This window comes from Vibrio sp. TRT 2004 (genome assembly GCF_050113735.1).
In the GTDB taxonomy this organism is placed as follows: domain Bacteria; phylum Pseudomonadota; class Gammaproteobacteria; order Enterobacterales; family Vibrionaceae; genus Vibrio.
Window position 1 is genome coordinate 1 of record NZ_JBNJOH010000057.1, and the last position, 23,070, is coordinate 23,070.

Sequence of the window (23,070 nt, forward strand, 5' to 3'; positions counted from 1 at the left end):
TAAGGATTGATTAGACATCAGCAGTAAACTGAGCGGATACCGCTCAGGGTTGTTTAGAGTCGCGGTTAATTCGTGTCTGACCTGATGATGATTGTGCACTAATTGTTCGTTTATCGATATCTCTTGTTTTAAGCGGGCAAGATAAGCTTGATTAGTGGGCGAGTAGGGTTTGCCTAACGTTTCGGCTAACTCATACTTAGCCTTCAAGTTGCGTTGTTGTAAATCGTCGATGGTATTTGAGAGGTAATTGATCGTGCCTTGATAATTGTCATACAAACTTTCTTTACTATTTGCAATGTATTGACGATTAATAGGCCGTGTTTACTCGCCTGTGGTGTACACTTAAGACCTATTTATAAAAGAAACAAAGGCTTAATGGTTGAGGGACTAATGAAGCATTTATCTAGTCGAATTTGGTTGTGTTCCCTTCTGGGACTAATGGTTGTAGTGAGTGCATTCACCAGTTATTCCGTGCGAGCCTCGGCAGAGTCACCGTCTAAAGCTGAGCAAACCCTAGAAAAAATTAATTTAGATTTGAAAGAGTTATCCGATGCTCTATTGACCAGTACTGGGCAAGATAAGGATGCGTTGCAGCTTAAATTATTCCAGAAGAACGAAGAGTTGCGCTCGGCACTAGCCAGCGCTATTGAACGTGATTCGCTTCCAAAGCAAACCTTGATTTCTCAAGTTGAGATGCAACAAAACTACTCACAGGGTGCCAGTGTTTATTTAGAAGGCAAAATCAAAGATCTTAATGAAAAGATCAATGGTGCCAAAGATGATGAACGCCTAGCTCTGCTCAATGATTATCAGGAATTACAGCACTACTTTGACAGCGTCATTGAGTCTAGCTGGCAGAACATTGAATGGTTGACCAAGCTCGGGGTGGATGAAACAGCTGCAACGGAAAGTTTTCGCGACTTAGTGAGCAAGAGATTGCGCCTTATGTCAGCGTCTGTGGAGTATTTCAATCAGCAAGTCAGTGTTGTGGGCAAACAGTTATCGGCTAGTCCGGAATCTGAAAAGTCGTCCTTACAGCTGTCTCAGCTAGTGCTTAAGCAGCGTATGTCAATTGCGGTTGAAAGTCTCAGCTCTCTGATTTCGATCGCTGACCAGCTGGATATCAATACCTCGGAATACAAGCGCCTGATGTTTGAAGTGACCGGCAGTATCACTCAGGATCTGTTTGATGGTCAGGTGCTGATTTCTATTATTTCCCATTGGTCGACCAATATCTGGGACTGGTTAGCCAACAATGCACCACAGCACCTGTTCCAGCTATTCATCTTTTCGCTGTTGCTACTTGCCACCAAGATGATGGCGAAGCTGACGCGTAAGGTGGTCAGTAAAACCGTGGTGTCGAAGAACCTGAAGCTTTCTCAATTGATGCAGGACTTCTTCGTCGGCATGTCGGGCAACATTGTCTGGGTGATCGGTATACTGGTTGCTCTGTCTCAAATCGGCCTTAACTTAGCACCGGTACTGACCGGTTTCGGTATTGCTGGTGTCATTATCGGTTTCGCCTTGCAAGATACCTTATCCAACTTTGCTGCGGGTATGATGCTGCTCATTTACCGTCCATTTGATGTCGGTGATTTTGTCTTTGCCGGAGGCGTGGATGGTAAGGTAAGCCACATGAGCCTGGTCAATACAACGATCAAAACCTTTGATAACCAGATCATCATTATTCCGAACAGTAAGATTTGGGGCGATGTGATTAAAAACGTTACCCATGAACGTCTGCGCAGGGTAGATATGGTGTTTGGTATTGGTTATGGCGATGACCTGCTCAAAGCTGAGCGTGTGTTGACTGAGATTGTGACGGCTCACCCAGCCGTGCTGCGCTCGCCTGAACCAAATATCAAAGTTCATACCTTAAATACTTCGTCGGTCGACTTTATTGTTCGCCCATGGGTAAAAACCGATGACTATTGGGATGTATACTGGGATGTAACCAAAGAGGTGAAGTTAAGGTTTGACCGCGAAGGGATTTCAATTCCTTTCCCTCAACAGGATGTTCACTTGCATATGGTCAAAGACAACCCGCCGAATCAACAATAAACAGAGAGCGCCATCAGGCGCTCTTTTTTATGCTTCTATCTCTGCAAAGAAAGTAATGACCGGCTCTTCAGCTAACACGCCGTCCAGTTGACTAATCAAATGCTGAAAGTAAGGCTGCTGACAATGGAAGTCGAACGCTGACTGGTCGGCAAACTGCTCCTGAAAAACGAAACGACCTGCGACCTTACTATCCTGAAGTAAGCGATATGAGATGCAGCCGGGTTCGTTACGTGTTGGTTCAATAAGTGCAGTGAGTAGTGACAACAGATGTTGCTCTGAACCTGACTTAGCGTTGAATTCTGCGCTGAGATTAATCATGGTGATTCCCTTTATAAGTAACGGCCTTGACGCTGAAGGAATTCAATCTTGTATCCATCAGGGTCAGTAATAAAAAAGAAAGTGACGAGGTGAGTGCCGTTGTGGTCAAAGGCTTTGACATCAGAGGCTTCAATGCCGAGTGCGGTAATGCGTCGATGTGCCTGCTCTATATTCTCTACACTGACGGCAAGGTGACCATAACCACTACCATGGTTATATGGTTGTTGTTGGTCATGGTTATGTGTCAGTTCGAGTTCGAACCCCGTTTCTGTGTTAGCCAGATAAGTTAAGCTAAAGCCATCAAATACAAACTGATCTTTGACCTCTAACTCAAGAGCTTGACGGTAGAATGAGATCGATTGGTCAAGGTCTTTAACCCTGACCATGGCGTGAATTAGTTTTGTCATAACTGCCTCTTAATCTTGATACTGCTAGCTTAGAGGCAGGTCGGAGCGGTTTGGTAGTACCGGAGTACGACAGGCTAGATTTTTTGTCCGTGCTGGTTCAGTTGTTGTTTAACCATCTCCATCACGTTGTCAGGATGGCGCAGATAAATCAGGCAGGCGCAGCGCAATAGTGAGGTGAAATTGTTAATCTCGCCATTGTATTGCAAGGCTTCATTATGAATCGTGCTGATGAAGCGAGCCAATGTCAGATCTTGTTGTTCGGCGATCTCTTCGAGGATTTGCCAAAAACTCGCTTCAAGCTTGATGCTGGTAGCATGACCATCAATCCGGATAGAGCGGGCAATAGTTTGGTAGTTTTCCTGAGGTTGCTGAGAGAATATTTCACACATAAATGACGGCCTGAGCAGGGAAAACGGACATTTTTAACTGCTTCAGTGGTGAGAGTCAATTTTCGCCAAGGATAAAAAACGCCCCGAAGGGCGCTAAGTAGTGCGAGTTTTAATTCATCGTGTTATTTCACTTGTTGTTTAATGAACTCACCTAGCTCTGAGTGGTGCATGATTTTTGACACTGGCAGAATCTTATCTGCGGGTCCCCAGGCAAACACATTCACTGGTGTATGAGTATGTGTACCTGTACCCCAAACGATGTTTTGCCCCGTTGCCTGTTCACGGGCAAGTAGGTTGCCGCGGTCGTTGTAAGGGAAGAAAGCGTCAAAATCATTAATCGCCGGAACCTGTTCTTCAGCTAAGTACTTATGTTGCGCTAAACGGTATGGATTGGGTTTACTCGCTAAGACGTTTTTCGCTTGCTCGGCTGTGATTGGGAACTCGCTATTGCTATTCACGATCTCTGCTAGCTTCTCCGGTGTTTGTTGCGCTTTGTCCAGTTTCTGGAACTCGCTGATCATGCCATAGTAGCTCTGTTTCTGATTGTAGAGGCCATCAAGAATATCAAAGGCGCCAAAGTTAAAGTTAGGTGCGTAATCGCGCTTAGCAAATGCTTCGCCGGAACGTTTTTGCGGCTTTGGTAAATCTTTCGATGAGTAACTAAAGCCGAATGAGCCAGTTTCGTGATCTGCGGTAACAATGATTAGCGTGTCGTCACGACCTTGTGCCCACTCATAAACAGACTGTACTGCTTCATCGAATTTGATCATTTCATGCAGCATGGTGCCGGCATCGTTGCTGTGACCAGCCCAGTCGATCTGACCACCCTCAACCATTAGGAAGAAGCCATCTTGGTCTTTTGACAAGATGCTAAGCGCTTTATCAGTCATCTCTTTCAGGCTTGGCTGAGTGCGTTCAACACTGTCTTTGCTGTTGCTGTAAGCAATACCATCATCCATGCCTGAGTACGCGAACAGGCCAAGTAGTTTGTCACCGTCAGCTTTATCCATCATGGTGCGGTTAAATGCCAGCTGGTAGCCGTCATCTTTTGCTTCGCTAATCAGGTTACGCTCGTCTTTACGTTTAGATTTCAGGTAAACGTCACCTTGAGTGAGTGTTTGCAGAGCCTTGTAGGTCGCGCCTTTTTCGTTGGTTGATTTCGGGATCCAGTGACGCAGGCCACCAGACAACATCACATCGACGCCAGTCTCTAGCATATCGGCAGCGATATCGTTCTCTAATGAACGATGCGGCTGATGAGCAGCAAAGGCAGCCGGCGTCGCATGGGTCATGCGAGTATCCGAAACTAAACCTGTCGCTTTGCCAACGCGTTTGGCTTGTTCTAATACCGTCTCAACATGGTTGCCTTGTGAGTCGACACCAATGACTTCAGAACCTGTGTAAATACCAGTAGCCAGCATCGTTGCTGAACAGGCTGAATCGACGACGATTGCGTCTTGCGGATGAGTGAGTGAAGAACCTATCACACCTTCCTGTGCCAGCTTATAAAGGGCCGTTGTATTGCCTTTGTAAATTGAGTTAGGCGCCTGGTTTGCGTATGTTTCTAGCAGACCAACTTGTTGCGGGCCCATGCCGTCACCAATCATCAGGATAACGTTTTTGATTTCTGCAGAAAGTGCGTTAAAAGAAAGTGCAGAAGTCGCTACAGCGGCAATAATAGGTTTAGTTAGGTGCTTCATTGCATTGTCCTTATTTCTAAAAGCGACACGATTAAAACACCGATTTATGGCAGAGATGTTTCACATTTATGGCATGAATATAAAATTGAGCTTTTATTCGATTTTGACCGCAGCAATAAAAAAAGCTCACCAAACGGTGAGCTTTGAGCTTAAGGAAGGAGATAAGCAATGACTAAAGAATCGGTCTAGCTTGCTGCCGCATTGATGACAGCCAGATTGAATTCACTGCGAGCATTCTGAGCCTGCTCTGACGCCGCTACTTTGGCATCCTGAGCCTTTGATACTGCATCAAGCGCACTTTGAAGCTCATCTTGTAGTTCTTGAGGGAGATGGTGGTCTGAGAACTCTTGTTCTCCATCATGTTCTAAAGCGAATGCGCGAATACGTTTTTTCACTTTCATCACGTTAGCAAGCGCTTCACGCTCTAGCTCAGCCGCTTCTTGCGCTGCATCACGACTACGTTCAAAACGCGCTAATGCCATACCTTCAGAAGACCAAGGATCCATTTCTGGCAGGTCTTCGATGTTGATTGTCGGCTCAACATAATCTGCCTGATGACGCAGATCGAGGCTGGTAGCGCGAACCGCTGAAATCATCAACATCACAGAGATACCAAGTAGTGGCAGACCGCCAACAATCGCAGCAGTTTGTAGTGTACTTAAGCCACCCAGGAACATCAGTACCGTTGGCAGGAATGACAGGGTGAAAGCCCAGAACATACGGTTCCAACGCATTGGCTCTTCAGTGACATTGTTCTGAACCACTGAAGCCAGAATGTATGAAATAGAGTCAAACGTTGTTGCGGTGAAGATAATACACAGAATCGTGAACACGGCGATAACCGCGGTGCCCATTGGCAGTGAACTCAACATAGAGAAGATCGCTTTGGTTGCGCCTTCACTGTTAAGAATACCGACTACATCCAGTTCTCCTGATAGTTGCAGTGACAGGCCATAGTTCCCGAGAATCATAAAGAACAGGAAACAGCCCATAGAGCCAAAGAAAATCGAGCCTGAAACCATCTGTTTAATCGTACGACCGCGAGAAATACGTGCCACGAACAGCCCCATACTAGGCGCGAATACTAACCACCAAGCCCAGTAGAAAATGGTCCAGTCTTGTGGGAAGTGGGTGTTATCAAAGGTACCGTAACCACCGAATGGTTCAGCCCAGGTCGCCATAACAAAGAAGTTAGACAACATCCGACCGATCGAGTCTAAGCCCGTTTCCAGCATGAAAATGGTCGGTCCTGCTGCAAGGACGAAAGCGAGCAGACCCATCGCACCCCAGAAGTTGATGTTACTCAGCACCTTAATCCCTTTCTCCATACCGGCGTAAGAAGAGTAGGCAAAAATCGCGGTACAGATAAGTAATACCACAATCTGGCTAAATGTGGTTTGTGGAATACCGAACAGGAAGTTTAGGCCTTCACCAATAAGCGGAGCCGCTAAGCCTAGTGTCGTTGCCGCACCACCTAACAGGCCGAAGATAAACAGCACATCAACGATTTTACCAGCAGCGCCTTTGGTGCGTTCTTCACCTAATACCGGCATTAGGGCGCTGGATACTTTCAATACGGGTTGTTTGCGAACATAGAAGAAGTAAGCGATTGGCAGGGCAGGGATAAGGTAAATTGCCCAAGCGATTGGTCCCCAGTGGAAAAGACCGTAGGTGGCAGCCCAGCGAACGGCTTCTTCGCTACCTGGTTCCAGTTGGAACGGCGGAGACTGGTAGTAATAGGCCCACTCGATGCAGCCCCAATAGAGGATACTGGCGCCGATACCACCACAGAACAGCATTGCCGCCCATGACGCCGTGGCAAATTCTGGTTCTTCGTCCGGGTCGCCCAGTTTGATTTGTCCCATGTCACTGAAAATGACATAGATCATGAAGAAAAAAGCACCTAGGCCAAGGGCCAGGTAGAGGAAACCGAGTTTATCGGTCATAAATGTTTTTGCTACAGCAATCCAATCTGCCCCTTGTTGAGGGAATAAGATCAAAGGAAAGACAATCGCAAGAAGGAGGGCGATAGCACCGAAAAAAGTCGGTTTATCAATAAGTGAAAATGAGTTGCGCACAGTTGTTTTCCATAATTATGAGTACCTTAATTATGGATTCGCTGTGCTTTTATCGACAAACGAAGTTATTTGTCGACATGAGCACAGGCGTTGATAGAAAACGTCTCTACTGGCTAAAGTTAAAGGATAGCCAGTAGGATTCCGCCTACGGTTGCCGCTGCGGAAAGATATTGCCCCGCAGAATAAGAACCGTCTTCCTCTTCTTTGATCTTATCTGGATGATCCATGCCTAACGCGCCGTGTGCGAACGACTCAACTTTGTCACCGACAGTTTTGTTCTCATTCTTCGCTTGTACACCTTCTTTCTCAATTTCCTGTAGTGCAGCTAGAAGTGCCTTACCTTCCTCGGAAAGGGTTACTTTATTCTGCTCGACTTTAAGTGGAGCAGGGTTGGTGGTTGCACTAACTGCATTGGCTTGAGGTTTTACCTGCTGGGTTGGGGACAGCTTAGCTGGCTCCATTCCTACTGGGGTCATAATGATCTCCTTACATCATCCTCAGACAATATATCGGCTGCTTGATGAAAAACTTGTGCAAAATATGCGAGATTTGTATGAAAAAAGACCAAGCATAAACCGTGCCCAGTTATCACGTCGTTAATATTTTTTAACAAAGCGTAACGGGGGCATTGTTATCAAGCAAGAGCAGTGCCTATTTACAGATTAGCTGATCATTTCGTGTTGCTAAGTGCTGGAAGGCCGCAAGGCGGTTTTCTGCTTTTATGTAACGCGTCGGAGGCGCCAGTACGTGCAGGCGAAAATCACGATGATTATCAGGCTCGATAGTTGGCGAGCTTGTCGGTGTGATGACGACGATGTTAAGGCTGGGCATTCTTCGCAGTAAAGAGGCTTCGATTCCTAGACCTTGTTCAGTGTGAAACTTTCCTGCGATATGGATGATTTGATGACGAGGATTCTGCTTTAAGTAATCACTGATTGACTCTGCCATTGTTTCATCCCACGTGACTTGCGCTGCATATTGGCGCTCAGATTGTTCTGGTTCTCCATGATGCATAGATGCCATAAACTTCTCTTTGTAGGGGCTAGAGCCCGTCTCGATCTCTCGGGCAAGATGCTGTCTCTCTTCATTCGAGAGTTTGTCTAGATAGCCGATACCCTGATGCCCAATACAGCGCACGAGAGGTTTAGGAGCGTTTGATGCAATGACGTCCAGTGAATTCGATTTGGCGAACTCGACCAGTGCTCGGTAGTCGCTCTCATAGTTAGGCCAGCCATTGGCGGTTTTGATCAGGGTCTGCTCGCCGATTTCACCATCAAGGTATGCATCCAATACTGACTGTTTGTCGCGTGCAAACTGTTCCATGGAGATCGTCAGGTGTGGGCTAGTGCGAAACAGCTGTTTGACGAGGTCGGTCTGAAAGCGGTGAATTGCGCTGTGTGTATGCCACTCACCAACCAGTATCACGTTGGCCTTCGTTAACGCGTCGGGTAGAGAATCGATTGATATCGGCTCGTTGTCTGGACTATAGAGTTGATAGTCATAGAAACTGACGACACCTTGTGACTCGTGAGTAGGGTCGGCAGATGAGCAGGCGGTAAGGGCAATAAAACTCAATAAAACGGCGATATACCGAAGCATGATAGCAGCCTCCATTAACTTGAGCGGCAATAGTAATGGAGACTGTGAATGAACTCAATGAAAATGAGAATAATTATCGATTTTGGTTTATTGCTTGCGGTAAACCCGAATCATAAAGTCAGCCTCACACTCAAACAGTGTAGCCGATTTTAATTTTTCTCTAAGTGCGTCATCGGCTTTCCATGCAAATGGCGTCATTTGCAGCAGGTCGAAGCCATCCCCATCACTCAGCTTCATCGTGTAGCTTAGCGTCTCTTGATGCTCTAGAGCGAAACCTTCGATCGCTTCCGTTTCTTCACTATGTAAGCGAACATCGGGGTAGATCTCTTCTCTCAACTGATAGAGATGACGACCGGCAGGTGTGACCGTGATTACAACCCCATTTTCCGTCGTAACTCGATTGAGTTCTTGAGCATGACAAGGAGCGTAGATGCGGAGTACGGCATCAAAACTGCCATCAGCAAAAGGCAGCCTATGGCTTGAAGCTACCGAAAACTGACAGTTTGGATAGCGCTTAGCAGCGTAACGAATCGCTACTTTAGAAATATCTAAGCCATAAGTCGCGGAGTTCGCATCTTGTTGCTTTAGTGACTCAGATATTGCAGTTGTGTAGTAGCCTTCCCCGCAACCAATATCCAGTAAGCGATGCTTGCTGTTGATCAGCAGATCTGAAATCAAGTCTGCCACTCGTTGCTTCATCGGCTGGTAATGGTCTTTATCGAGAAAGCGTCGACGAGCTTGCATCATCTCTTTATTGTCACCGGGATCTTTCGAGCGTTTATGCTGCACAGGCATCAAGTTGAGATACCCCTCTTTGGCGAGATCAAAAGAATGATTATTCTCGCAGCGATAGGTACGCTCGCTGAGAGAGAGAGGGTGGTGACATAATGGGCAGGTGTAGGACATAACTGGCTCTAATCGATACTGAGTGGGCGAAGTTTATCAGGAAGCAGGGCAGCAGACTAGCGGTGACCTGACGGGTCTTTTAACGAGGTAATCAGGAATTAATTTCGAGGAGAGAAAATGTCGCAGGACGTTATCCTGCGACAAAAGCCGTTAGTTTGCCGAAATGGTGGTCACTAGCTCATAACCTTCGCCAGGTTGCAGCGACTTTCCTTGCTCAAGAGATGGAGCATGAAGGGTCGACTCAACACACAGGAAGGTTTGGTAGCCGTTGTCTTCCATGTCAGCCATAGATGTTGCGCCTTCTGCCCATGGGTTCCAAAGAACGGCTGAGTTATGCCCCTGATTCTCCACTTTGATGGTGCGATTCAGAACGGGATCTTGAACCAGAATTTCTTGCTCTGGCTTAGTGTAAACACGATCAATGGTGTCGGTGAGTTTGAGTACCTCACCACCTTGGCATCGTTTTCCTGCCTGTAAGCTATCTATGTACTCTGAACCCATACCTGTCGTTTGAGCCTGAGCGATGTCACCAACGTTTAGGTAAGTGTGCAACGCGCCAGAGAACATCCAAGATTTGTCGTCGGTATTGGTCACTTTTAGCGTGACTTTAAGCTTTTCCGTCACTTCAACAATCAGGCGAGCATCAAATTGATACGGCCAGATTGCTTGTGTCTCTTTACTATCGCTCAGGCCTAGCTCAACGATAACACCATGTTCATTTTCACGATGTTCAATCAGTTGCCATTGCGACGAGCGCGCAAAGCCATGCGCGGGAGCGGCAATTCTGCCAAACCAAGGCCAGCAAACAGGAATGCCGCCACGTAGTGCAGCGCTACCATCAAAAATAGCCTCTTCGCTCATCCAGATCAGTTCAGGCTGATCAACTGGCTGAAACGAAACGACATGACCGCCGTGCAGAGCTATGCCTGCGGTGGCTTTATCATGAATAATGCGAACGATTTTAACCTTGTCTTTTTCGACGATAGTGACGTTGTCAGAAAGAACGGTTAAAGCAGGTAGTTGAGTTAAATTCATTCTATTGTCCCTGATGAGAGAAATTACATTCAACTGTCCACTCGGTAGCAATGAACAATGGGCTGTAATCTCGATAGTATTACCAAACCAACAGATACTAAAAAGGCGACTCAAGAGCCGCCTTTTCTTTAACGAAATTCTTCGCTAAACGCTGACTAAGTAAAAATTACTTAGAGATGTGAGCGATTAGGTCTAGAACTTTGTTTGAGTAACCGATTTCGTTGTCGTACCAAGATACAACTTTAACGAAGTTATCAGTTAGAGCGATACCAGCTTTAGCATCGAATACTGAAGTTTGAACTTCACCGATGAAGTCTTGAGATACAACTTGATCTTCAGTGTAGCCTAGAACGCCTTTTAGTTCGCCTTCAGAAGCTTCTTTCATTGCTGCACAGATAGCTTCGTAAGATGCGCCTTTCTCTAGGTTAACTGTTAGGTCAACTACAGAAACGTTAGCTGTTGGTACGCGGAAAGCCATACCAGTTAGTTTGCCGTTTAGTTCTGGAAGAACAACGCCTACAGCTTTAGCAGCACCAGTTGAAGATGGGATGATGTTCTGAGAAGCACCACGACCACCGCGCCAGTCTTTAGCAGAAGGACCGTCTACAGTTTTTTGAGTTGCTGTAGTAGCGTGAACTGTAGTCATAAGACCAGATACGATACCGAACTTGTCGTTAAGAACTTTAGCAACAGGCGCTAGACAGTTAGTAGTACAAGAAGCGTTAGAAACGATGTCTTGACCAGCGTAAGTAGCGTGGTTAACGCCCATTACGAACATTGGAGTAGCGTCTTTAGAAGGGCCAGTTAGAACAACTTTCTTCGCACCAGCAGTGATGTGCTTACGTGCAGTCTCGTCTGTTAGGAAAAGACCCGTTGCTTCAGCTACTACGTCAACACCGATTTCGTCCCATTTTAGGTCTTCTGGGTTGCGCTCTGCAGTAACACGTACAGTTTTACCGTTAACGACTAGGTTACCACCTTCAACTTCAACAGTACCGTTGAAACGGCCGTGAGTTGAGTCGTACTTAAGCATGTATGCCATGTAATCTACATCGATAAGGTCGTTGATACCTACTACTTCGATGTCTGCGCGCTCTTGTGCTGCACGGAATACGAAACGACCGATACGGCCAAAACCGTTAATACCTACTTTGATAGTCATTATAGTTGCTCCACAACTTAATTTCTGATTAAAGATAACTGGTAGTAAAATTACAGAATCCAGTCAAAATCTGCAACAGATAATCGGACTTAACTTGTTTAAAGTCAAAAAAAAGCGTCGCTTTTTTTCACAATTAGTCGCAAATGGTCATGTTTTGAACGGATTACTGGTTTTTTCCCTAACCAGTTGACGTAAAATAGTTCAGATGTTGACAGCTGTGCTGAAAGTTTAACCATCCTGTCATGGTCTCAAAGTATGTGCTACAAAGGTTATTATTCGCAAGTTTTTCGCGAAAAAAGTCAGAATAAAAAATGAGAATGTGGAGATTTAAGCCCGTGAAACATAAGGTAGAAAAGGTTGTTAAGCCTGATGAATACTGGCGTGAGATGTTGTCTGATGAGCAATATCGTATCTGTAGGGAGCAAGGTACAGAAGCACCGTTTTCCGGTAAGCTACTGCATAACAAACAAACCGGAGTTTACTCTTGTACGTGCTGCCAAGCACCACTATTCACCTCAGACAACAAGTACGATTCGGGGTGTGGTTGGCCTAGTTTTGATGCCCCTATCAATAGTGAGGCGATTCGCTATTTAGAAGATCTCAGTCACGGAATGGTGAGAATTGAGATTAGATGTGCAGCGTGTGATAGCCATCTGGGTCACGTTTTTCCTGATGGACCCAAGACGACAGGTGAGAGATTCTGTGTGAACTCTGTGTCGTTAATTTTCAACAATTCATAAAAATAGCGGTGATTTAATCACCGCTATTTGTTTTATCCTTTCAATGAATGGTTTATGGCTACTTAAACCTAGGGACGATTGACGCGTTAAATGTCCCGTTGTTCACCATCTCTTCTATCTCCTCTGCAATATCATCTAACTGGCTATAAGTACTGCTATCAAAACCGTATAGCAATTGCAGCTCACTTTTCGAAGCAATTGGTACGTTGAAGCGTTGCGCTACCATAGTCCAAATATATGCCTCTTCTTTATCGCCGAGTCGATAGGTGGTGCTCGCCAAGGATTTGAATATTTCAGTGTTAACTTTGCCGCGCTTAGTGAGTTCTAGTGCATGAACGAGAAGTTGTCGAGTTTTAGCTTGATCTCTGCTGGTATAGAATGTTGCCAAAGCATACTGCATCTCAGCTGTTTCGAGAGACGGTGTCCCTTCTAACTGCAAAAACGCTCGACGGGCAGGGTCACTGCCGGTTTGACTCCATAAAAAATAGAGAGATTGAGGGGAATCGGATTTTTCTAGTCGGGAGACAATGGCCTCTAAGTCTTGGCCTGAGTTAATTAATGCATCAAAGCGACGTTGTTTGAGTCCTGACTGATCAATGGGTTGAATTTGAGAAGCAAGTTCGAGGCACTTCTTGTAGGTTGAAAGTAGTGCGTACTCTTTGATGTAGTTATCGTCGTTCGGGTTTTTCAGCACTTCGAAGCGATGCCATATTAGATCAGTCCGTGGCACTCGACACTGACCGTCTCCGACATTAAGTCGTTGGCATTGAAGCCCTGGATTATCATTACAAAGTTGTTCAGTATTCTTGTTTCCTTCAAAACAACCAGTGAGCGCAATACTGGCGCTCAGCAAAGTGAGGACATTCGTTAGTTTCATATTATTATTGCTTGTGATCCGTTACGCTTATTATTAGCAGTTGCCTTGACTCAAGCTCCCAGCCAGTTAATGTTCGTCTATCTTGATTGATTATAGGATATACCATGGACGCAGAGCAGTTAATTAACGCCATCACACCAGAGGCATATGAGCGTCTACTTTTTGCTGTAGAAACAGGTAAGTGGCCTGAGGGTACCCCACTTTCTCAACAGCAGCGAGATTCTTGTATGCAGGCTGTGATGTTGTATCAATCTAAACACAATTCTGAAGCTCAGCACATGACGGTTGCCAAAGGTGGAGAGATTAGCTTTAAGTCTAAAGCGGAACTGAAGAAGCAATTCCAGCAGGGGCAAGAGGATATTGTCCGCGTTAATCCTAATTTGAATGACTAACGCTTCAATAAACCAAAAAAGCAGGCACGATGCCTGCTTTTTTATCGGTGGTTAAACCGTTAACCGCAGCACTTTTTGAATTTTTTGCCGCTACCACAAATACAGGGGTCGTTACGACCGATTTTCAACTGGCTAATGGTTTGGCTCAATCGAACATCTGTAGGCTTTTGTTCTTCGGGGAACGTGCCGTCGATATAGAACCAAAGGCCGCCTTCTCGAACGAATCTTGAGCGTTCTTCTAAACAGTACTGCTGGCCATCTTGATTGAAAAAGGCTTTGAATGTGACAAAACCTTCGTTGTCATCCTTGCCTGACTCCGTGCCGACAACGTCTAAGCCGCACCAATCACTGTTAATTGACTCAGCTATCTCGTCACGCTGCTGCGAAGCGTTGCAACTCGGGTGATATGTGTTTACCACATAGTCTACTAAGCCTTTTACGTGTGCTGAGTAGCGCGAACGCATCAGTTGTTCCGGGGTTTTGGCTAGTGCATGGTTGTTATGGATAGGTTCACAACAGACGGTGTAATCTTGTGAACTGCCACAAGGACACGAACTCATAAAGACTCCAATTAATTCGTTTTAACCGATAGAAGATCAGCCGTCCATTTCACCGATGAGTCGTAACACTCGCTTAGAATGTCATGATCTAAGCCAATGTTCTCACATCGCTGATGGACTTCGTCCCACTCAGCGTGTTCGTACGCTTTGGTCAGGGTGAGAATGTCGCCAAGTATGCCTTTGTTGGCAATAATTGCGAGTTTTATCGTTTGGTCGATTGAGATTTCTTCAAGAATTTGTGCCAGTGGGCGATCTAGTAAACTGTCCAATAGCGAAAACATGCCGGTTAAGAATGCATGTCCTGGTTCGAGTTTTGCGTCAAGATTAGAGGCCAGCAGCTCACAGTATCGCGCTCTTTGAATGGACAAGCCATACAAGTAATCTGGTTTGCTATTTTGCGTAGAGGCAAGCGCGACGAGAGAAATAAACTTACGCAGTTTCTCTTCCCCTAGATACACCAGCGCTTGCTTGAAAGATTGGATTTTTGAGCAAACGATAGAAGAGGAATTAACAAAGGCCAGTAACTTATAGGACAGCGTCAGATCTTTGGTGATGAGTGCTTCAATTGCCGTGTAATCCATATCTGGTTTAGACACTTCGGTCAGTAACTGAACTACTGTCATGAAGGACGGTTCAAGCGATTTACGGCTGATCATTTCGGGTTTGCTGAAAAAGTAGCCCTGAAAATAGTCAAATCCAGCGGATTTAGCTTGTTCGAACTCTTCATAGGTTTCCACTTTTTCTGCGAGAAACTCAATATTGGAACCTGCAAGTCTGAGTATAAAAATACGAGCTTTTTCGATAGAAACTTGGCGGATATCGAATTTGATCAGGGAAATGTAAGGTAAAAATGGTTTCCATTCTCTGGTTGGCACAAAATCATCGAGTGCCATCTTATAGCCAAGGGCTGACATCTCTTTAACAGCCTGCAATAACTCTTTAGTGGGGGCACAGTTTTCTAAGATTTCAACGACGAGACTGTCTGATGGGAAAAGGGTCGGCACCTTATTAATCAGGCTTTGGTAAGGGAAATTGACAAAGCCTAACTTGTCTCCCAACGTTTCATAGTGAGTAGAAAGGAAGTGATCTGACAGCAGGCGGCTTGTCGCTTGCTCAGGATCAATATCTGGAAACGTGTTTTGGGGACCATCCCTAAACAGGAGCTCATATCCAACCGTGTGTTTATCTTTATTGAGAATGGGTTGTCTTGCTATATACGAGTGTTTCAAGGTAGTTACCGCGCTTCTTGTCTAAATTTATTGGCTCAAAATCACCGGAAATGGTACGGCATATTGTGCACAATTTCAGTCACTTAACCAGAAAAAGGTCTTTGTTGTAGGTCGAAATTATTTTTGTTGTAGACCAATACTGAACCGTGAGTGTACCAGTCACCCAACACTATTCTAGTATAGACTCGATTACCTTGTTCAAAAGTGTGAACATTCGGCCGGTGTGTATGGCCATGGATCATAAGTTCTACATTGTATTCGGTCATCACTTTCTCTACTTCGCCTTGTGTCACATCCATGATGTCTAGAGATTTGGTTTTCTTGTCATCTTTGATGTCAGACTGAACTTTAGACACAATCTTCTTTTTTATGAACATTGGAATGTGATTGAAAATCCATTGCAGCCAAGGTTGGTGTACTTTGGCACGAAATTCGAGGTATTTAACGTCATCGGTACACAAGGTATCGCCGTGGAGTACGACGGCCTTGGTACCATAAAGGTCTATCACGGTTTCATCGCCAAGGAGCGTGACTCCCGTCTGCTTAGCAAATCGGCGACCAACGAGAAAATCGCGATTACCCTGAGTAAAAAAGCAAGCAACGCCGTGGTCAGTGAGTCTCTTAAATTCGTCCCGTATGCTTGAGGCAAATTCGGAGCGGTCATCATCACCAATCCAGAATTCAAATAAGTCACCCAGAACATAAAGTGCATCGGCGTGGATTGCTTCCTCGCGCATAAAACGGATAAAGCATGACGTCGTTTCAGGTGTTGTCGGGGATAGGTGTAGATCAGAAATAAATAGTGTGGTCATAGTAGATTAAAGAAGAGAGCGCAGGGCGCTCTCTTGAATCGGATTATTCTTCGATTGTTGTGCTAGTGATGAACACTTCTTCAAGTGGCACGTCTTGGTGCATGCCCATAGAACCGGTACTTACACCTTTAATCTTGTCAACGATGTCCATGCCTTCAACCACTTCTCCGAATACACAGTAACCCCAGCCATCTAGGCTTTCGCTACGGAAATCTAGGAAAGTGTTGTTGTTAACGTTGATGAAGAACTGAGAGCTTGCCGAATGCGGTTCCATAGTACGTGCCATCGCAATGGTACCTACTTTGTTGCTCAGACCGTTATTTGCTTCGTTTTTGATTGGATCACGAGTCGGTTTTTCACGAAGACCAGACTCCATACCGCCACCTTGAATCATGAAACCATCGATAACACGGTGGAACAGTGTGTTGTCGTAAAAACCATCACGGCAGTACTGTAGGAAGTTTGCGCTAGTTTCTGGTGCTTTTTCTTCATTTAGTTGAATTTTGATGTCACCAAAATTTGTGTGAAGGGTGATCATGATTTTGTCCTTTACATATGTTTTTGACTTGAAGCAAAGATTCTAGCGTAACTTTTGCGACATTAATACGTGAAAAGCGCAGGTTGAGAGCTGAGTAGCAGTGCTAATGATGGCTTTTTAACCGTTTGAGGGATTACCTATTAGTGCATGACTTGATATACTGGCTAACTATTTTGATTCACCGGAAATATTAGAAAGAGATCATGTTAAAGATATACAACACACTCACAAGACAGAAAGAGGAATTCAAACCAATCAATGCCGGTAAAATTGGCATGTATGTCTGTGGAGTAACCATCTATGATCTCTGTCATATTGGCCACGGTCGTACCTTTGTTTCTTTTGATGTTGTCTCTCGTTACCTGCGTTACCTAGGTTATGACCTAACGTTTGTTCGCAATATTACCGACATTGATGACAAAATTATCAAACGTGCCAACGAAAACGGTGAAAGCTGTGATTCATTAACGGAACGTCTGATTGGTGAGATGCACGCTGATTTTGATGCATTGAACATGAAGCGTCCTGATGTTGAGCCGCGTGCGACAGAATTTATTGCAGAAATCATTGAACTGGTTGAAAAACTTATCGAGCGTGGTTTTGCTTATGTAGCCAGCAATGGCGACGTTATGTTCGAAGTTAAGAAGTTCGATGAATACGGTAAGCTATCAAAGCAAGATCTTGACCAGCTTCAAGCGGGCGCACGTGTTGATGTAGAAAGCGCAAAACGCAGTCCGCTTGACTTTGTGTTGTGGAAAATGTCGAAACCGGGTGAACCAACTTGGGAATCACCTTGGGGCCCTGGTCGTCCAGGTTGGCATATTGAATGTTCGGCGATGAACTCATCAATTTTGGGCAACCATTTTGATATTCACGGCGGCGGTTCTGATTTGCAGTTCCCTCACCACGAAAATGAAATTGCTCAATCATGCTGTGCCCATGGCACTCAGTACGTAAATACTTGGATGCATAGTGGTATGGTGATGGTAGACAAAGAGAAAATGTCTAAGTCGCTAGGAAACTTCTTCACCATCCGTGATGTCCTTGAACATTACGACGCTGAGACTGTTCGTTATTTCCTAATGTCAGGTCACTACCGCAGTCAACTGAACTACAGCGAAGAGAACCTCAATCAAGCTCGTGCGTCTCTTGAGCGTTTATACACGGCTCTGCGTGGATTGGATCTGGCAACGCCAGCCGCTGGTGGAGAGGAGTATGTTACTCGCTTTGCAGAAGCAATGAATGACGACTTCAATACACCAGAAGCTTACTCAGTGCTGTTTGATATGGCGCGTGAGATCAACCGTCTTAAAACTGAAGACTTATCGGCGGCAAGTGCTTTAGGCTCATTGATGCGCGAACTCGCTGATGTGATTGGTATCTTACACCAAGATCCTGAAGCGTTCCTTAAGGGTGACGCTGGCAACGATGATGAAGTGGCAGAGATTGAAGCGCTGATTAAGCTACGTAACGATAGCCGTGCTTCAAAAGATTGGGCGAATGCAGATATGGCTCGAGACAAGCTAAACGAGATGGGTATCGTGCTAGAAGATGGTCCAGAGGGCACCACTTGGCGTCGTAAGTGATAGATCTCGATGCGATTGATGCCTTGTTCAGTTTTAAATCTGTGGGTGAGCGTTAAGTCGATCGCATTGGTATAGCAATTTTCTAAGGGCTGTTTATTCAGCCCTTTTGTTTATTTTTTTGATTATTTTGATGGGTAAAAACAGTGGCTCAGATGTACTTCTACTACTCTGCAATGAATGCGGGTAAATCAACCACTCTTCTTCAATCTTCGTTTAACTACCAAGAGCGAGGAATGACACCAGTTATTTTTACCGCTGCGTTAGACAATCGTTACGGTGTCGGTAAAGTCAGTTCACGTATTGGTTTACAGTCGGATGCGCATCTGTACAACTCTGCAACCAATCTCTATCAGGAAATTTCTAGCCTTAATGAAGTCGAGAAGCGTCACTGCATCTTGGTCGATGAGTGTCAGTTCCTGAGCAAAGAGCAAGTTTACCAATTGACCGAAGTGGTTGATAAACTTCATATTCCAGTGTTGTGCTACGGATTGAGAACCGATTTCTTAGGTGAGCTGTTTGAGGGGAGCAAATACTTGCTGTCTTGGGCAGACAAGCTTGTAGAACTAAAAACGATTTGTCACTGTGGCCGCAAAGCTAACATGGTCATCCGTACCGATGAAAATGGTGTTGCGATTGCGGAAGGCGATCAGGTTGCGATTGGTGGCAATGATAAATATGTTTCTGTCTGTCGTCAGCACTATAAAGAAGCGCTAGGTAAGTAGCAGATACAAAAAACGGAGCGCTAGCTCCGTTTTTTGTGTGTATTCGATAATCTGAGATTAACGAGCACGGAAGACGATGCGACCTTTAGAAAGATCGTATGGAGTCATCTCTACAGTTACTTTGTCACCAGTAAGAATACGGATGTAGTTCTTACGCATTTTACCAGAGATGTGAGCAGTAACTACGTGGCCGTTTTCTAGCTCAACACGGAACATTGTGTTTGGAAGAGTATCAAGGACAGTGCCTTGCATCTCAATTACGTCTTCTTTAGCCATTTAATCCTCTTTTCAAAATGGACAATTCCAACCGGCGCACAATGCCGATCAAAATGAATTATGTAAAGTTGGGGCGTATTCTACCCTTGCCAACGCTGATTTACTAGCCTTTGATGACGCTGAAAACGGACTTTATAGTTCATCGCCGGACATTCATCAATTTGATAGCCCAAATAGAGCCACTGCTTACCTTGCTCAATACAGTATTCAGCTTGGAATAATACTGCTAAGGTACCTAAGGATAATGAGTGTTCAGGCTCAAAAAAGGTGTAAAACGCACTGGCGCTATTCGACAAGATATCTGTCACAGCGATAGCGACAAGTTGTTGCTCTTGGTAAATATGGAGAAACTGAGTGTTTAACCAATTGCATTTCGAAAACTGAGCAAACTCCTCTTTTTTAGGAGGGTACATTGAGCCACTTTTATGGCGAGACTCAATATAACGGGCATATAAATCAAACCAGTTATCGTCCATCCTCTCTTTCAATTGCCATTGATATTGAGCCGCTTTTTTTAATAGGCGCTTTTGATTGCGTGATGGTTCAAAATCTGGAATAGACAGGCGTAGCGCTTGGCAGGATTGGCACTGATCACAATGGGGTTTATAGATCGTATCACCACTACGTCTAAAGCCGTTAGCTAACAGTACCTCATAGCTAGAGCCGCAATGCATGGCAGGATCAAGTGCGACAGCAACGCGTTCCTGACGATCGGCTAAATAGCTGCAAGGATGACTGTCAGTCAATCCAATGCGGATTTGTTGCAGATCAGAACTCATTTATCTCCTCATATTTCACAAGTGAGCCACTGATTGTTAAAACAACCTTCAATGACAGGTTGGTTCTTAAATGATAGCAGTCTTTGCATGAAATCTTCACGCTGCAACTCAATAGCGCCAAGTGATTTTAGGTGGGCATTCATGACTTGGCAGTCAATCAGTTCCCCTGCATGTTTTTGAAAGTGGTCGCATAAATACCATAAGGCAATCTTAGATGCGTTGGTTTTTAAACTAAACATCGACTCACCACAGAATAGTTTACCGATTGAAAGACCATAAAGTCCACCTACCAACTCTTCCTGATGCCAAACCTCGACGGAATGACAGTGACCCGATTTCGCCAGTTGTTTATAGGCATCCCGCATATCTTCGTTAAGCCAAGTTTCATCCTCATGACGAGTCGAGGCACACAAGTCGATGACACGTTCTGTTGCTTGATTAATACTGACTTTATACTGATGCTTTCGCTGAAATTTTTTGAGACTTTTTGCTGGTTCAAATGTCTTAGGATTAAAGACTGCTCTTGGCGAAGGGCTCCACCAGAGAATCGGTTCTCCAGGGCCGTACCATGGGAAAATGCCATTTTGGTAGGCCAAAAGTAATCTGTCTGGTTGTAGATCGCCGCCAAAAGCGAGCAGGCCATTTGGATCGGCCAGTGCTTCCAAAGGCGAGGGGAACCAGAGTTCATCACAGTTAAGTTCAGTCAGATATATCGCCATGAATAAATAGAGGAAACAAGAATGAAGAAGTTGTTATGGATCATATTGGTTTTTCCCTTGATTGCCAATGCAGCTTACCAAAGAAATACCGCTCGGCCAGTCAACGAAGTGGTGTTTGGTCAAGTTGATACGGTGCGATATATCACCCAGCAAGAGATCGTCAAATCACAAGGTTCAGGGTGGCAAACACTCCTTGGTGCCGTGGTTGGTGGAGTGGTTGGTAATCAATTTGGCGGCGGGACAGGCAAAGAAGTGGCTACCGCCGTTGGAGCGGTTGCCGGTGCCGGTATCGCACGTAGTAATGCGAACCAAGTCTATCGGATGGAACATAAGCTGGTGGAGTTGTTGATTGAAACCGAGCAGGGGAAGTTAATCGATGTAATTCAGGACATAGACAGCGGTATGCTGTTTGAAAAGGGCGATAAAGTTCGCATTCTATATTTTGATGATGGCGTTAGAGTCGATAAAGAGTATTGATAGTCATAATAGGCACCAAAGTCCCGACGACATATTTATTCAGTTTAATTGTGACTTTGCTCTGGTTTTACTAAGGCTTTTTAGATAGGCTGCAAGTACGAAGAATTTTTCATCATCTCGTTTAGGAAGACGGGCTGAGCAAGGAACATCAATTTAAATGGAAAGCCTTACGTTACAACCTATCAATAAAGTCAATGGTGAGGTCAACTTACCGGGTTCAAAAAGTGTTTCAAATCGTGCGTTACTTCTCGCAGCCTTAGCAAGTGGTACAACACGATTAACGAATTTGCTCGATAGCGACGATATTCGTCATATGCTGAATGCACTGAGCAAGTTAGGCGTGTCTTACCGTCTATCTGATGACAAAACTGTGTGTGAAGTCGAAGGTTTAGGTAAGCCTTTTCAAGCGACACAAGCACTAGAACTGTTTTTAGGCAACGCAGGTACAGCGATGCGTCCCCTTGCTGCCGCATTGTGTTTAGGCGAGGGAGAGTTCATCTTGACGGGTGAACCTCGTATGAAGGAGCGTCCTATTGGTCACTTGGTTGATGCATTGCGTCAAGCGGGGGCTAAAATTGAGTACCTAGAAAACGAAAACTACCCACCACTCAAAATCTTCGGCACTGGTCTGAAAGGCGGAATGGTCGAGATTGATGGCTCGATTTCAAGTCAGTTCTTAACTGCTTTCTTAATGTCGGCACCACTTGCTCAGGGTGATGTAACGATCAAAATCGTTGGTGAATTGGTATCAAAACCATACATCGATATCACGTTGCACATCATGGCTCAGTTTGGCGTTGAAGTAGAAAATAACGACTACCAAGAGTTTGTTATCCGTCATGGTCAACACTATGTTGCACCGGGGGATTTCTTAGTTGAAGGTGACGCGTCATCGGCATCTTACTTCCTAGCGGCGGCTGCGATCAAAGGCGGCGAGATTAAAGTGACAGGTATTGGTAAGACGAGTATTCAAGGTGATATTCAGTTTGCCGATGCTCTTGAAAAAATGGGTGCTGAGATTGAGTGGGGTGATGACTACGTTATCTCCCGCGTGGGTGAGCTTAAAGCGGTCGATATGGATTTCAACCATATTCCTGATGCGGCAATGACTATCGCAACCACTGCACTATTTGCCAAAGGTACCACCGCGATTCGCAATGTGTATAACTGGCGTGTTAAGGAAACCGATCGTTTGGCCGCGATGGCGACTGAGTTACGTAAAGTCGGTGCTGAAGTGGAAGAGGGTGAAGATTACCTGATTGTGACACCTCCGGAGCAACTTATCCACGCTGCGATCGATACCTACGATGATCACCGTATGGCAATGTGTTTCTCCCTTGTTGCACTCAGCGATACACCGGTAACCATTAACGATCCAAAGTGTACGTCAAAAACTTTCCCTGATTACTTTGACAAGTTGGAAGGGTTAAGTTCGTAGAGCGCTTTGCTTGCGGAGAGCTGGAACGGACTGCGTCCTTCGAGAATCTAGAACGCTTCGCTGTGAGTTCGGACTTCGTCCTTCGAGAGGTGCTTGTGGTGATTGAGTCGAAAGTTGTAGGCAGTACTGGCTGATATTAAAACTTAATTGTCTGAATTTAAAAGAAAGGGTTGGCATGCTCTGTCAACCCTTGCAAGATTTTCTCGCTTCTCGCTTCTCGCTTCTCGCTTCTCGCTTCTCGCTTCTCGCTTCTCGCTTCTCGCTTCTCGC

General features: G+C 45.2%; 26 protein-coding genes. 7 read left to right on the forward strand and 19 right to left on the reverse strand.

The window, feature by feature from the left end:
- A partial coding sequence (locus ACQEXR_RS17630) for a hypothetical protein (RefSeq protein ID WP_427020844.1) occupies positions 1-276 on the reverse strand: 276 nt, incomplete at its 3' end.
- Between the two features lie 114 nt (positions 277-390).
- Between ACQEXR_RS17630 and ACQEXR_RS17635 the strand changes: the two genes are divergently transcribed.
- Positions 391-2,061: a mechanosensitive ion channel domain-containing protein gene (locus ACQEXR_RS17635; RefSeq protein ID WP_427020845.1), complete on the forward strand. Its 1,671-nt coding sequence runs from the start codon at positions 391-393 to the stop codon at positions 2,059-2,061.
- A gap of 27 nt (positions 2,062-2,088) precedes the next feature.
- Here ACQEXR_RS17635 and ACQEXR_RS17640 read toward each other — a convergent pair whose 3' ends face one another.
- The 10 genes from ACQEXR_RS17640 to gap all read right to left on the reverse strand — a co-directional run bounded on the left by ACQEXR_RS17640 (position 2,089) and on the right by gap (position 11,655).
- Complete coding sequence (locus ACQEXR_RS17640; protein ID WP_427020846.1) at positions 2,089-2,379, reverse strand: putative quinol monooxygenase; 291 nt, start codon at positions 2,377-2,379, stop codon at positions 2,089-2,091.
- A gap of 11 nt (positions 2,380-2,390) precedes the next feature.
- Positions 2,391-2,786 (reverse strand): VOC family protein, encoded by a 396-nt coding sequence (locus ACQEXR_RS17645; protein ID WP_427020847.1) that lies wholly within the window; start codon positions 2,784-2,786, stop codon positions 2,391-2,393.
- 74 nt (positions 2,787-2,860) lie between these two features.
- Positions 2,861-3,175, reverse strand: a complete 315-nt coding sequence (locus tag ACQEXR_RS17650) for a ribbon-helix-helix domain-containing protein (protein WP_427020848.1) — start codon at positions 3,173-3,175, stop codon at positions 2,861-2,863.
- Between the two features lie 122 nt (positions 3,176-3,297).
- Positions 3,298-4,875 carry an alkaline phosphatase gene (locus ACQEXR_RS17655; RefSeq protein ID WP_138972385.1) on the reverse strand — a complete coding sequence of 526 codons (1,578 nt, stop codon included), beginning with the start codon at positions 4,873-4,875 and terminating at the stop codon, positions 3,298-3,300.
- Between the two features lie 185 nt (positions 4,876-5,060).
- Positions 5,061-6,953 carry a BCCT family transporter gene (locus ACQEXR_RS17660; protein ID WP_427020849.1) on the reverse strand — a complete coding sequence of 631 codons (1,893 nt, stop codon included), beginning with the start codon at positions 6,951-6,953 and terminating at the stop codon, positions 5,061-5,063.
- A 119-nt stretch (positions 6,954-7,072) separates the two neighbouring features.
- The gene (locus ACQEXR_RS17665) at positions 7,073-7,429 is read right to left on the reverse strand and encodes a hypothetical protein (protein ID WP_269377147.1); all 357 of its coding nucleotides are present in this window, start codon (positions 7,427-7,429) and stop codon (positions 7,073-7,075) included.
- 175 nt (positions 7,430-7,604) lie between these two features.
- Positions 7,605-8,552: a ChaN family lipoprotein gene (locus ACQEXR_RS17670; protein ID WP_427020850.1), complete on the reverse strand. Its 948-nt coding sequence runs from the start codon at positions 8,550-8,552 to the stop codon at positions 7,605-7,607.
- Between the two features lie 87 nt (positions 8,553-8,639).
- Positions 8,640-9,458, reverse strand: a complete 819-nt coding sequence (gene rlmA / locus ACQEXR_RS17675) for a 23S rRNA (guanine(745)-N(1))-methyltransferase (protein WP_331427521.1) — start codon at positions 9,456-9,458, stop codon at positions 8,640-8,642.
- Between the two features lie 150 nt (positions 9,459-9,608).
- Positions 9,609-10,493, reverse strand: a complete 885-nt coding sequence (locus tag ACQEXR_RS17680; protein ID WP_427020851.1) for a D-hexose-6-phosphate mutarotase — start codon at positions 10,491-10,493, stop codon at positions 9,609-9,611.
- A gap of 166 nt (positions 10,494-10,659) precedes the next feature.
- Entirely contained in the window at positions 10,660-11,655 is a 996-nt protein-coding gene (gap, locus tag ACQEXR_RS17685) for a type I glyceraldehyde-3-phosphate dehydrogenase (RefSeq protein WP_138972391.1), read from the reverse strand.
- Between the two features lie 311 nt (positions 11,656-11,966).
- Between gap and msrB the strand changes: the two genes are divergently transcribed.
- Positions 11,967-12,395: a peptide-methionine (R)-S-oxide reductase MsrB gene (gene msrB, locus ACQEXR_RS17690; RefSeq protein WP_426951252.1), complete on the forward strand. Its 429-nt coding sequence runs from the start codon at positions 11,967-11,969 to the stop codon at positions 12,393-12,395.
- 58 nt (positions 12,396-12,453) lie between these two features.
- Here msrB and ACQEXR_RS17695 read toward each other — a convergent pair whose 3' ends face one another.
- Positions 12,454-13,272, reverse strand: coding sequence for a DUF2989 domain-containing protein (locus ACQEXR_RS17695; protein ID WP_427020852.1), 819 nt, complete (start codon positions 13,270-13,272; stop codon positions 12,454-12,456).
- Positions 13,273-13,376: 104 nt separating this feature from the next.
- Between ACQEXR_RS17695 and ACQEXR_RS17700 the strand changes: the two genes are divergently transcribed.
- Positions 13,377-13,664, forward strand: coding sequence for a YeaC family protein (locus ACQEXR_RS17700; RefSeq protein ID WP_269377153.1), 288 nt, complete (start codon positions 13,377-13,379; stop codon positions 13,662-13,664).
- A 59-nt stretch (positions 13,665-13,723) separates the two neighbouring features.
- On the opposite strand, the gene ACQEXR_RS17705 is transcribed toward ACQEXR_RS17700, so the two are convergent.
- The 4 genes from ACQEXR_RS17705 to ACQEXR_RS17720 form a co-directional block, all read right to left on the reverse strand.
- Positions 13,724-14,224, reverse strand: a complete 501-nt coding sequence (locus tag ACQEXR_RS17705) for a YchJ family protein (protein WP_427020853.1) — start codon at positions 14,222-14,224, stop codon at positions 13,724-13,726.
- 11 nt (positions 14,225-14,235) lie between these two features.
- Positions 14,236-15,453 carry an EAL and HDOD domain-containing protein gene (locus ACQEXR_RS17710; RefSeq protein WP_427020854.1) on the reverse strand — a complete coding sequence of 406 codons (1,218 nt, stop codon included), beginning with the start codon at positions 15,451-15,453 and terminating at the stop codon, positions 14,236-14,238.
- Positions 15,454-15,536: 83 nt separating this feature from the next.
- The gene (gene lpxH, locus ACQEXR_RS17715; RefSeq protein ID WP_427020855.1) at positions 15,537-16,265 is read right to left on the reverse strand and encodes a UDP-2,3-diacylglucosamine diphosphatase; all 729 of its coding nucleotides are present in this window, start codon (positions 16,263-16,265) and stop codon (positions 15,537-15,539) included.
- 43 nt (positions 16,266-16,308) lie between these two features.
- Positions 16,309-16,803 (reverse strand): peptidylprolyl isomerase, encoded by a 495-nt coding sequence (locus tag ACQEXR_RS17720; protein ID WP_331416030.1) that lies wholly within the window; start codon positions 16,801-16,803, stop codon positions 16,309-16,311.
- A 203-nt stretch (positions 16,804-17,006) separates the two neighbouring features.
- Between ACQEXR_RS17720 and cysS the strand changes: the two genes are divergently transcribed.
- Positions 17,007-18,389, forward strand: a complete 1,383-nt coding sequence (gene cysS / locus ACQEXR_RS17725; RefSeq protein ID WP_426951246.1) for a cysteine--tRNA ligase — start codon at positions 17,007-17,009, stop codon at positions 18,387-18,389.
- Positions 18,390-18,532: 143 nt separating this feature from the next.
- Complete coding sequence (locus ACQEXR_RS17730) at positions 18,533-19,111, forward strand: thymidine kinase (protein ID WP_138972400.1); 579 nt, start codon at positions 18,533-18,535, stop codon at positions 19,109-19,111.
- 57 nt (positions 19,112-19,168) lie between these two features.
- Here the strand turns inward: ACQEXR_RS17730 and infA are convergent, their stop codons facing one another.
- The 3 genes from infA to aat form a co-directional block, all read right to left on the reverse strand.
- On the reverse strand, positions 19,169-19,387 hold the full coding sequence (infA, locus tag ACQEXR_RS17735) for a translation initiation factor IF-1 (RefSeq protein ID WP_001040192.1): 219 nt from the start codon (positions 19,385-19,387) through the stop codon (positions 19,169-19,171).
- Between the two features lie 80 nt (positions 19,388-19,467).
- Positions 19,468-20,166, reverse strand: coding sequence for an arginyltransferase (locus ACQEXR_RS17740; RefSeq protein ID WP_331416028.1), 699 nt, complete (start codon positions 20,164-20,166; stop codon positions 19,468-19,470).
- Positions 20,167-20,174: 8 nt separating this feature from the next.
- Positions 20,175-20,885 (reverse strand): leucyl/phenylalanyl-tRNA--protein transferase, encoded by a 711-nt coding sequence (aat, locus tag ACQEXR_RS17745; RefSeq protein ID WP_426951245.1) that lies wholly within the window; start codon positions 20,883-20,885, stop codon positions 20,175-20,177.
- Between the two features lie 21 nt (positions 20,886-20,906).
- Here aat and ACQEXR_RS17750 point away from each other — a divergent pair, with 21 nt between their 5' ends.
- Together ACQEXR_RS17750 and aroA are read left to right on the forward strand one after the other, a co-directional pair.
- The gene (locus ACQEXR_RS17750) at positions 20,907-21,362 is read left to right on the forward strand and encodes a glycine zipper 2TM domain-containing protein (protein WP_427020856.1); all 456 of its coding nucleotides are present in this window, start codon (positions 20,907-20,909) and stop codon (positions 21,360-21,362) included.
- Between the two features lie 157 nt (positions 21,363-21,519).
- Positions 21,520-22,800, forward strand: a complete 1,281-nt coding sequence (aroA, locus tag ACQEXR_RS17755) for a 3-phosphoshikimate 1-carboxyvinyltransferase (protein ID WP_138972404.1) — start codon at positions 21,520-21,522, stop codon at positions 22,798-22,800.
- Positions 22,801-23,070: the final 270 nt, after the last annotated feature.

What these genes read in the sequence shown, in the direction of transcription:
- ACQEXR_RS17635 (WP_427020845.1), top strand. Translation starts at nt 391, where the DNA reads ATGAAGCATTTATCTAGTCGAATTTGGTTGTGTTCCCTTCTGGGACTA.
- ACQEXR_RS17640 (WP_427020846.1), bottom strand. Translation starts at nt 2,379, where the DNA reads ATGATTAATCTCAGCGCAGAATTCAACGCTAAGTCAGGTTCAGAGCAA.
- ACQEXR_RS17645 (WP_427020847.1), bottom strand. Translation starts at nt 2,786, where the DNA reads ATGACAAAACTAATTCACGCCATGGTCAGGGTTAAAGACCTTGACCAA.
- ACQEXR_RS17650 (WP_427020848.1), bottom strand. Translation starts at nt 3,175, where the DNA reads ATGTGTGAAATATTCTCTCAGCAACCTCAGGAAAACTACCAAACTATT.
- ACQEXR_RS17655 (WP_138972385.1), bottom strand. Translation starts at nt 4,875, where the DNA reads ATGAAGCACCTAACTAAACCTATTATTGCCGCTGTAGCGACTTCTGCA.
- ACQEXR_RS17665 (WP_269377147.1), bottom strand. Translation starts at nt 7,429, where the DNA reads ATGACCCCAGTAGGAATGGAGCCAGCTAAGCTGTCCCCAACCCAGCAG.
- ACQEXR_RS17670 (WP_427020850.1), bottom strand. Translation starts at nt 8,552, where the DNA reads ATGCTTCGGTATATCGCCGTTTTATTGAGTTTTATTGCCCTTACCGCC.
- rlmA (WP_331427521.1), bottom strand. Translation starts at nt 9,458, where the DNA reads ATGTCCTACACCTGCCCATTATGTCACCACCCTCTCTCTCTCAGCGAG.
- ACQEXR_RS17680 (WP_427020851.1), bottom strand. Translation starts at nt 10,493, where the DNA reads ATGAATTTAACTCAACTACCTGCTTTAACCGTTCTTTCTGACAACGTC.
- gap (WP_138972391.1), bottom strand. Translation starts at nt 11,655, where the DNA reads ATGACTATCAAAGTAGGTATTAACGGTTTTGGCCGTATCGGTCGTTTC.
- msrB (WP_426951252.1), top strand. Translation starts at nt 11,967, where the DNA reads ATGAGAATGTGGAGATTTAAGCCCGTGAAACATAAGGTAGAAAAGGTT.
- ACQEXR_RS17695 (WP_427020852.1), bottom strand. Translation starts at nt 13,272, where the DNA reads ATGAAACTAACGAATGTCCTCACTTTGCTGAGCGCCAGTATTGCGCTC.
- ACQEXR_RS17700 (WP_269377153.1), top strand. Translation starts at nt 13,377, where the DNA reads ATGGACGCAGAGCAGTTAATTAACGCCATCACACCAGAGGCATATGAG.
- ACQEXR_RS17705 (WP_427020853.1), bottom strand. Translation starts at nt 14,224, where the DNA reads ATGAGTTCGTGTCCTTGTGGCAGTTCACAAGATTACACCGTCTGTTGT.
- lpxH (WP_427020855.1), bottom strand. Translation starts at nt 16,265, where the DNA reads ATGACCACACTATTTATTTCTGATCTACACCTATCCCCGACAACACCT.
- ACQEXR_RS17720 (WP_331416030.1), bottom strand. Translation starts at nt 16,803, where the DNA reads ATGATCACCCTTCACACAAATTTTGGTGACATCAAAATTCAACTAAAT.
- cysS (WP_426951246.1), top strand. Translation starts at nt 17,007, where the DNA reads ATGTTAAAGATATACAACACACTCACAAGACAGAAAGAGGAATTCAAA.
- infA (WP_001040192.1), bottom strand. Translation starts at nt 19,387, where the DNA reads ATGGCTAAAGAAGACGTAATTGAGATGCAAGGCACTGTCCTTGATACT.
- ACQEXR_RS17740 (WP_331416028.1), bottom strand. Translation starts at nt 20,166, where the DNA reads ATGAGTTCTGATCTGCAACAAATCCGCATTGGATTGACTGACAGTCAT.
- aat (WP_426951245.1), bottom strand. Translation starts at nt 20,885, where the DNA reads ATGGCGATATATCTGACTGAACTTAACTGTGATGAACTCTGGTTCCCC.
- ACQEXR_RS17750 (WP_427020856.1), top strand. Translation starts at nt 20,907, where the DNA reads ATGAAGAAGTTGTTATGGATCATATTGGTTTTTCCCTTGATTGCCAAT.
- aroA (WP_138972404.1), top strand. Translation starts at nt 21,520, where the DNA reads ATGGAAAGCCTTACGTTACAACCTATCAATAAAGTCAATGGTGAGGTC.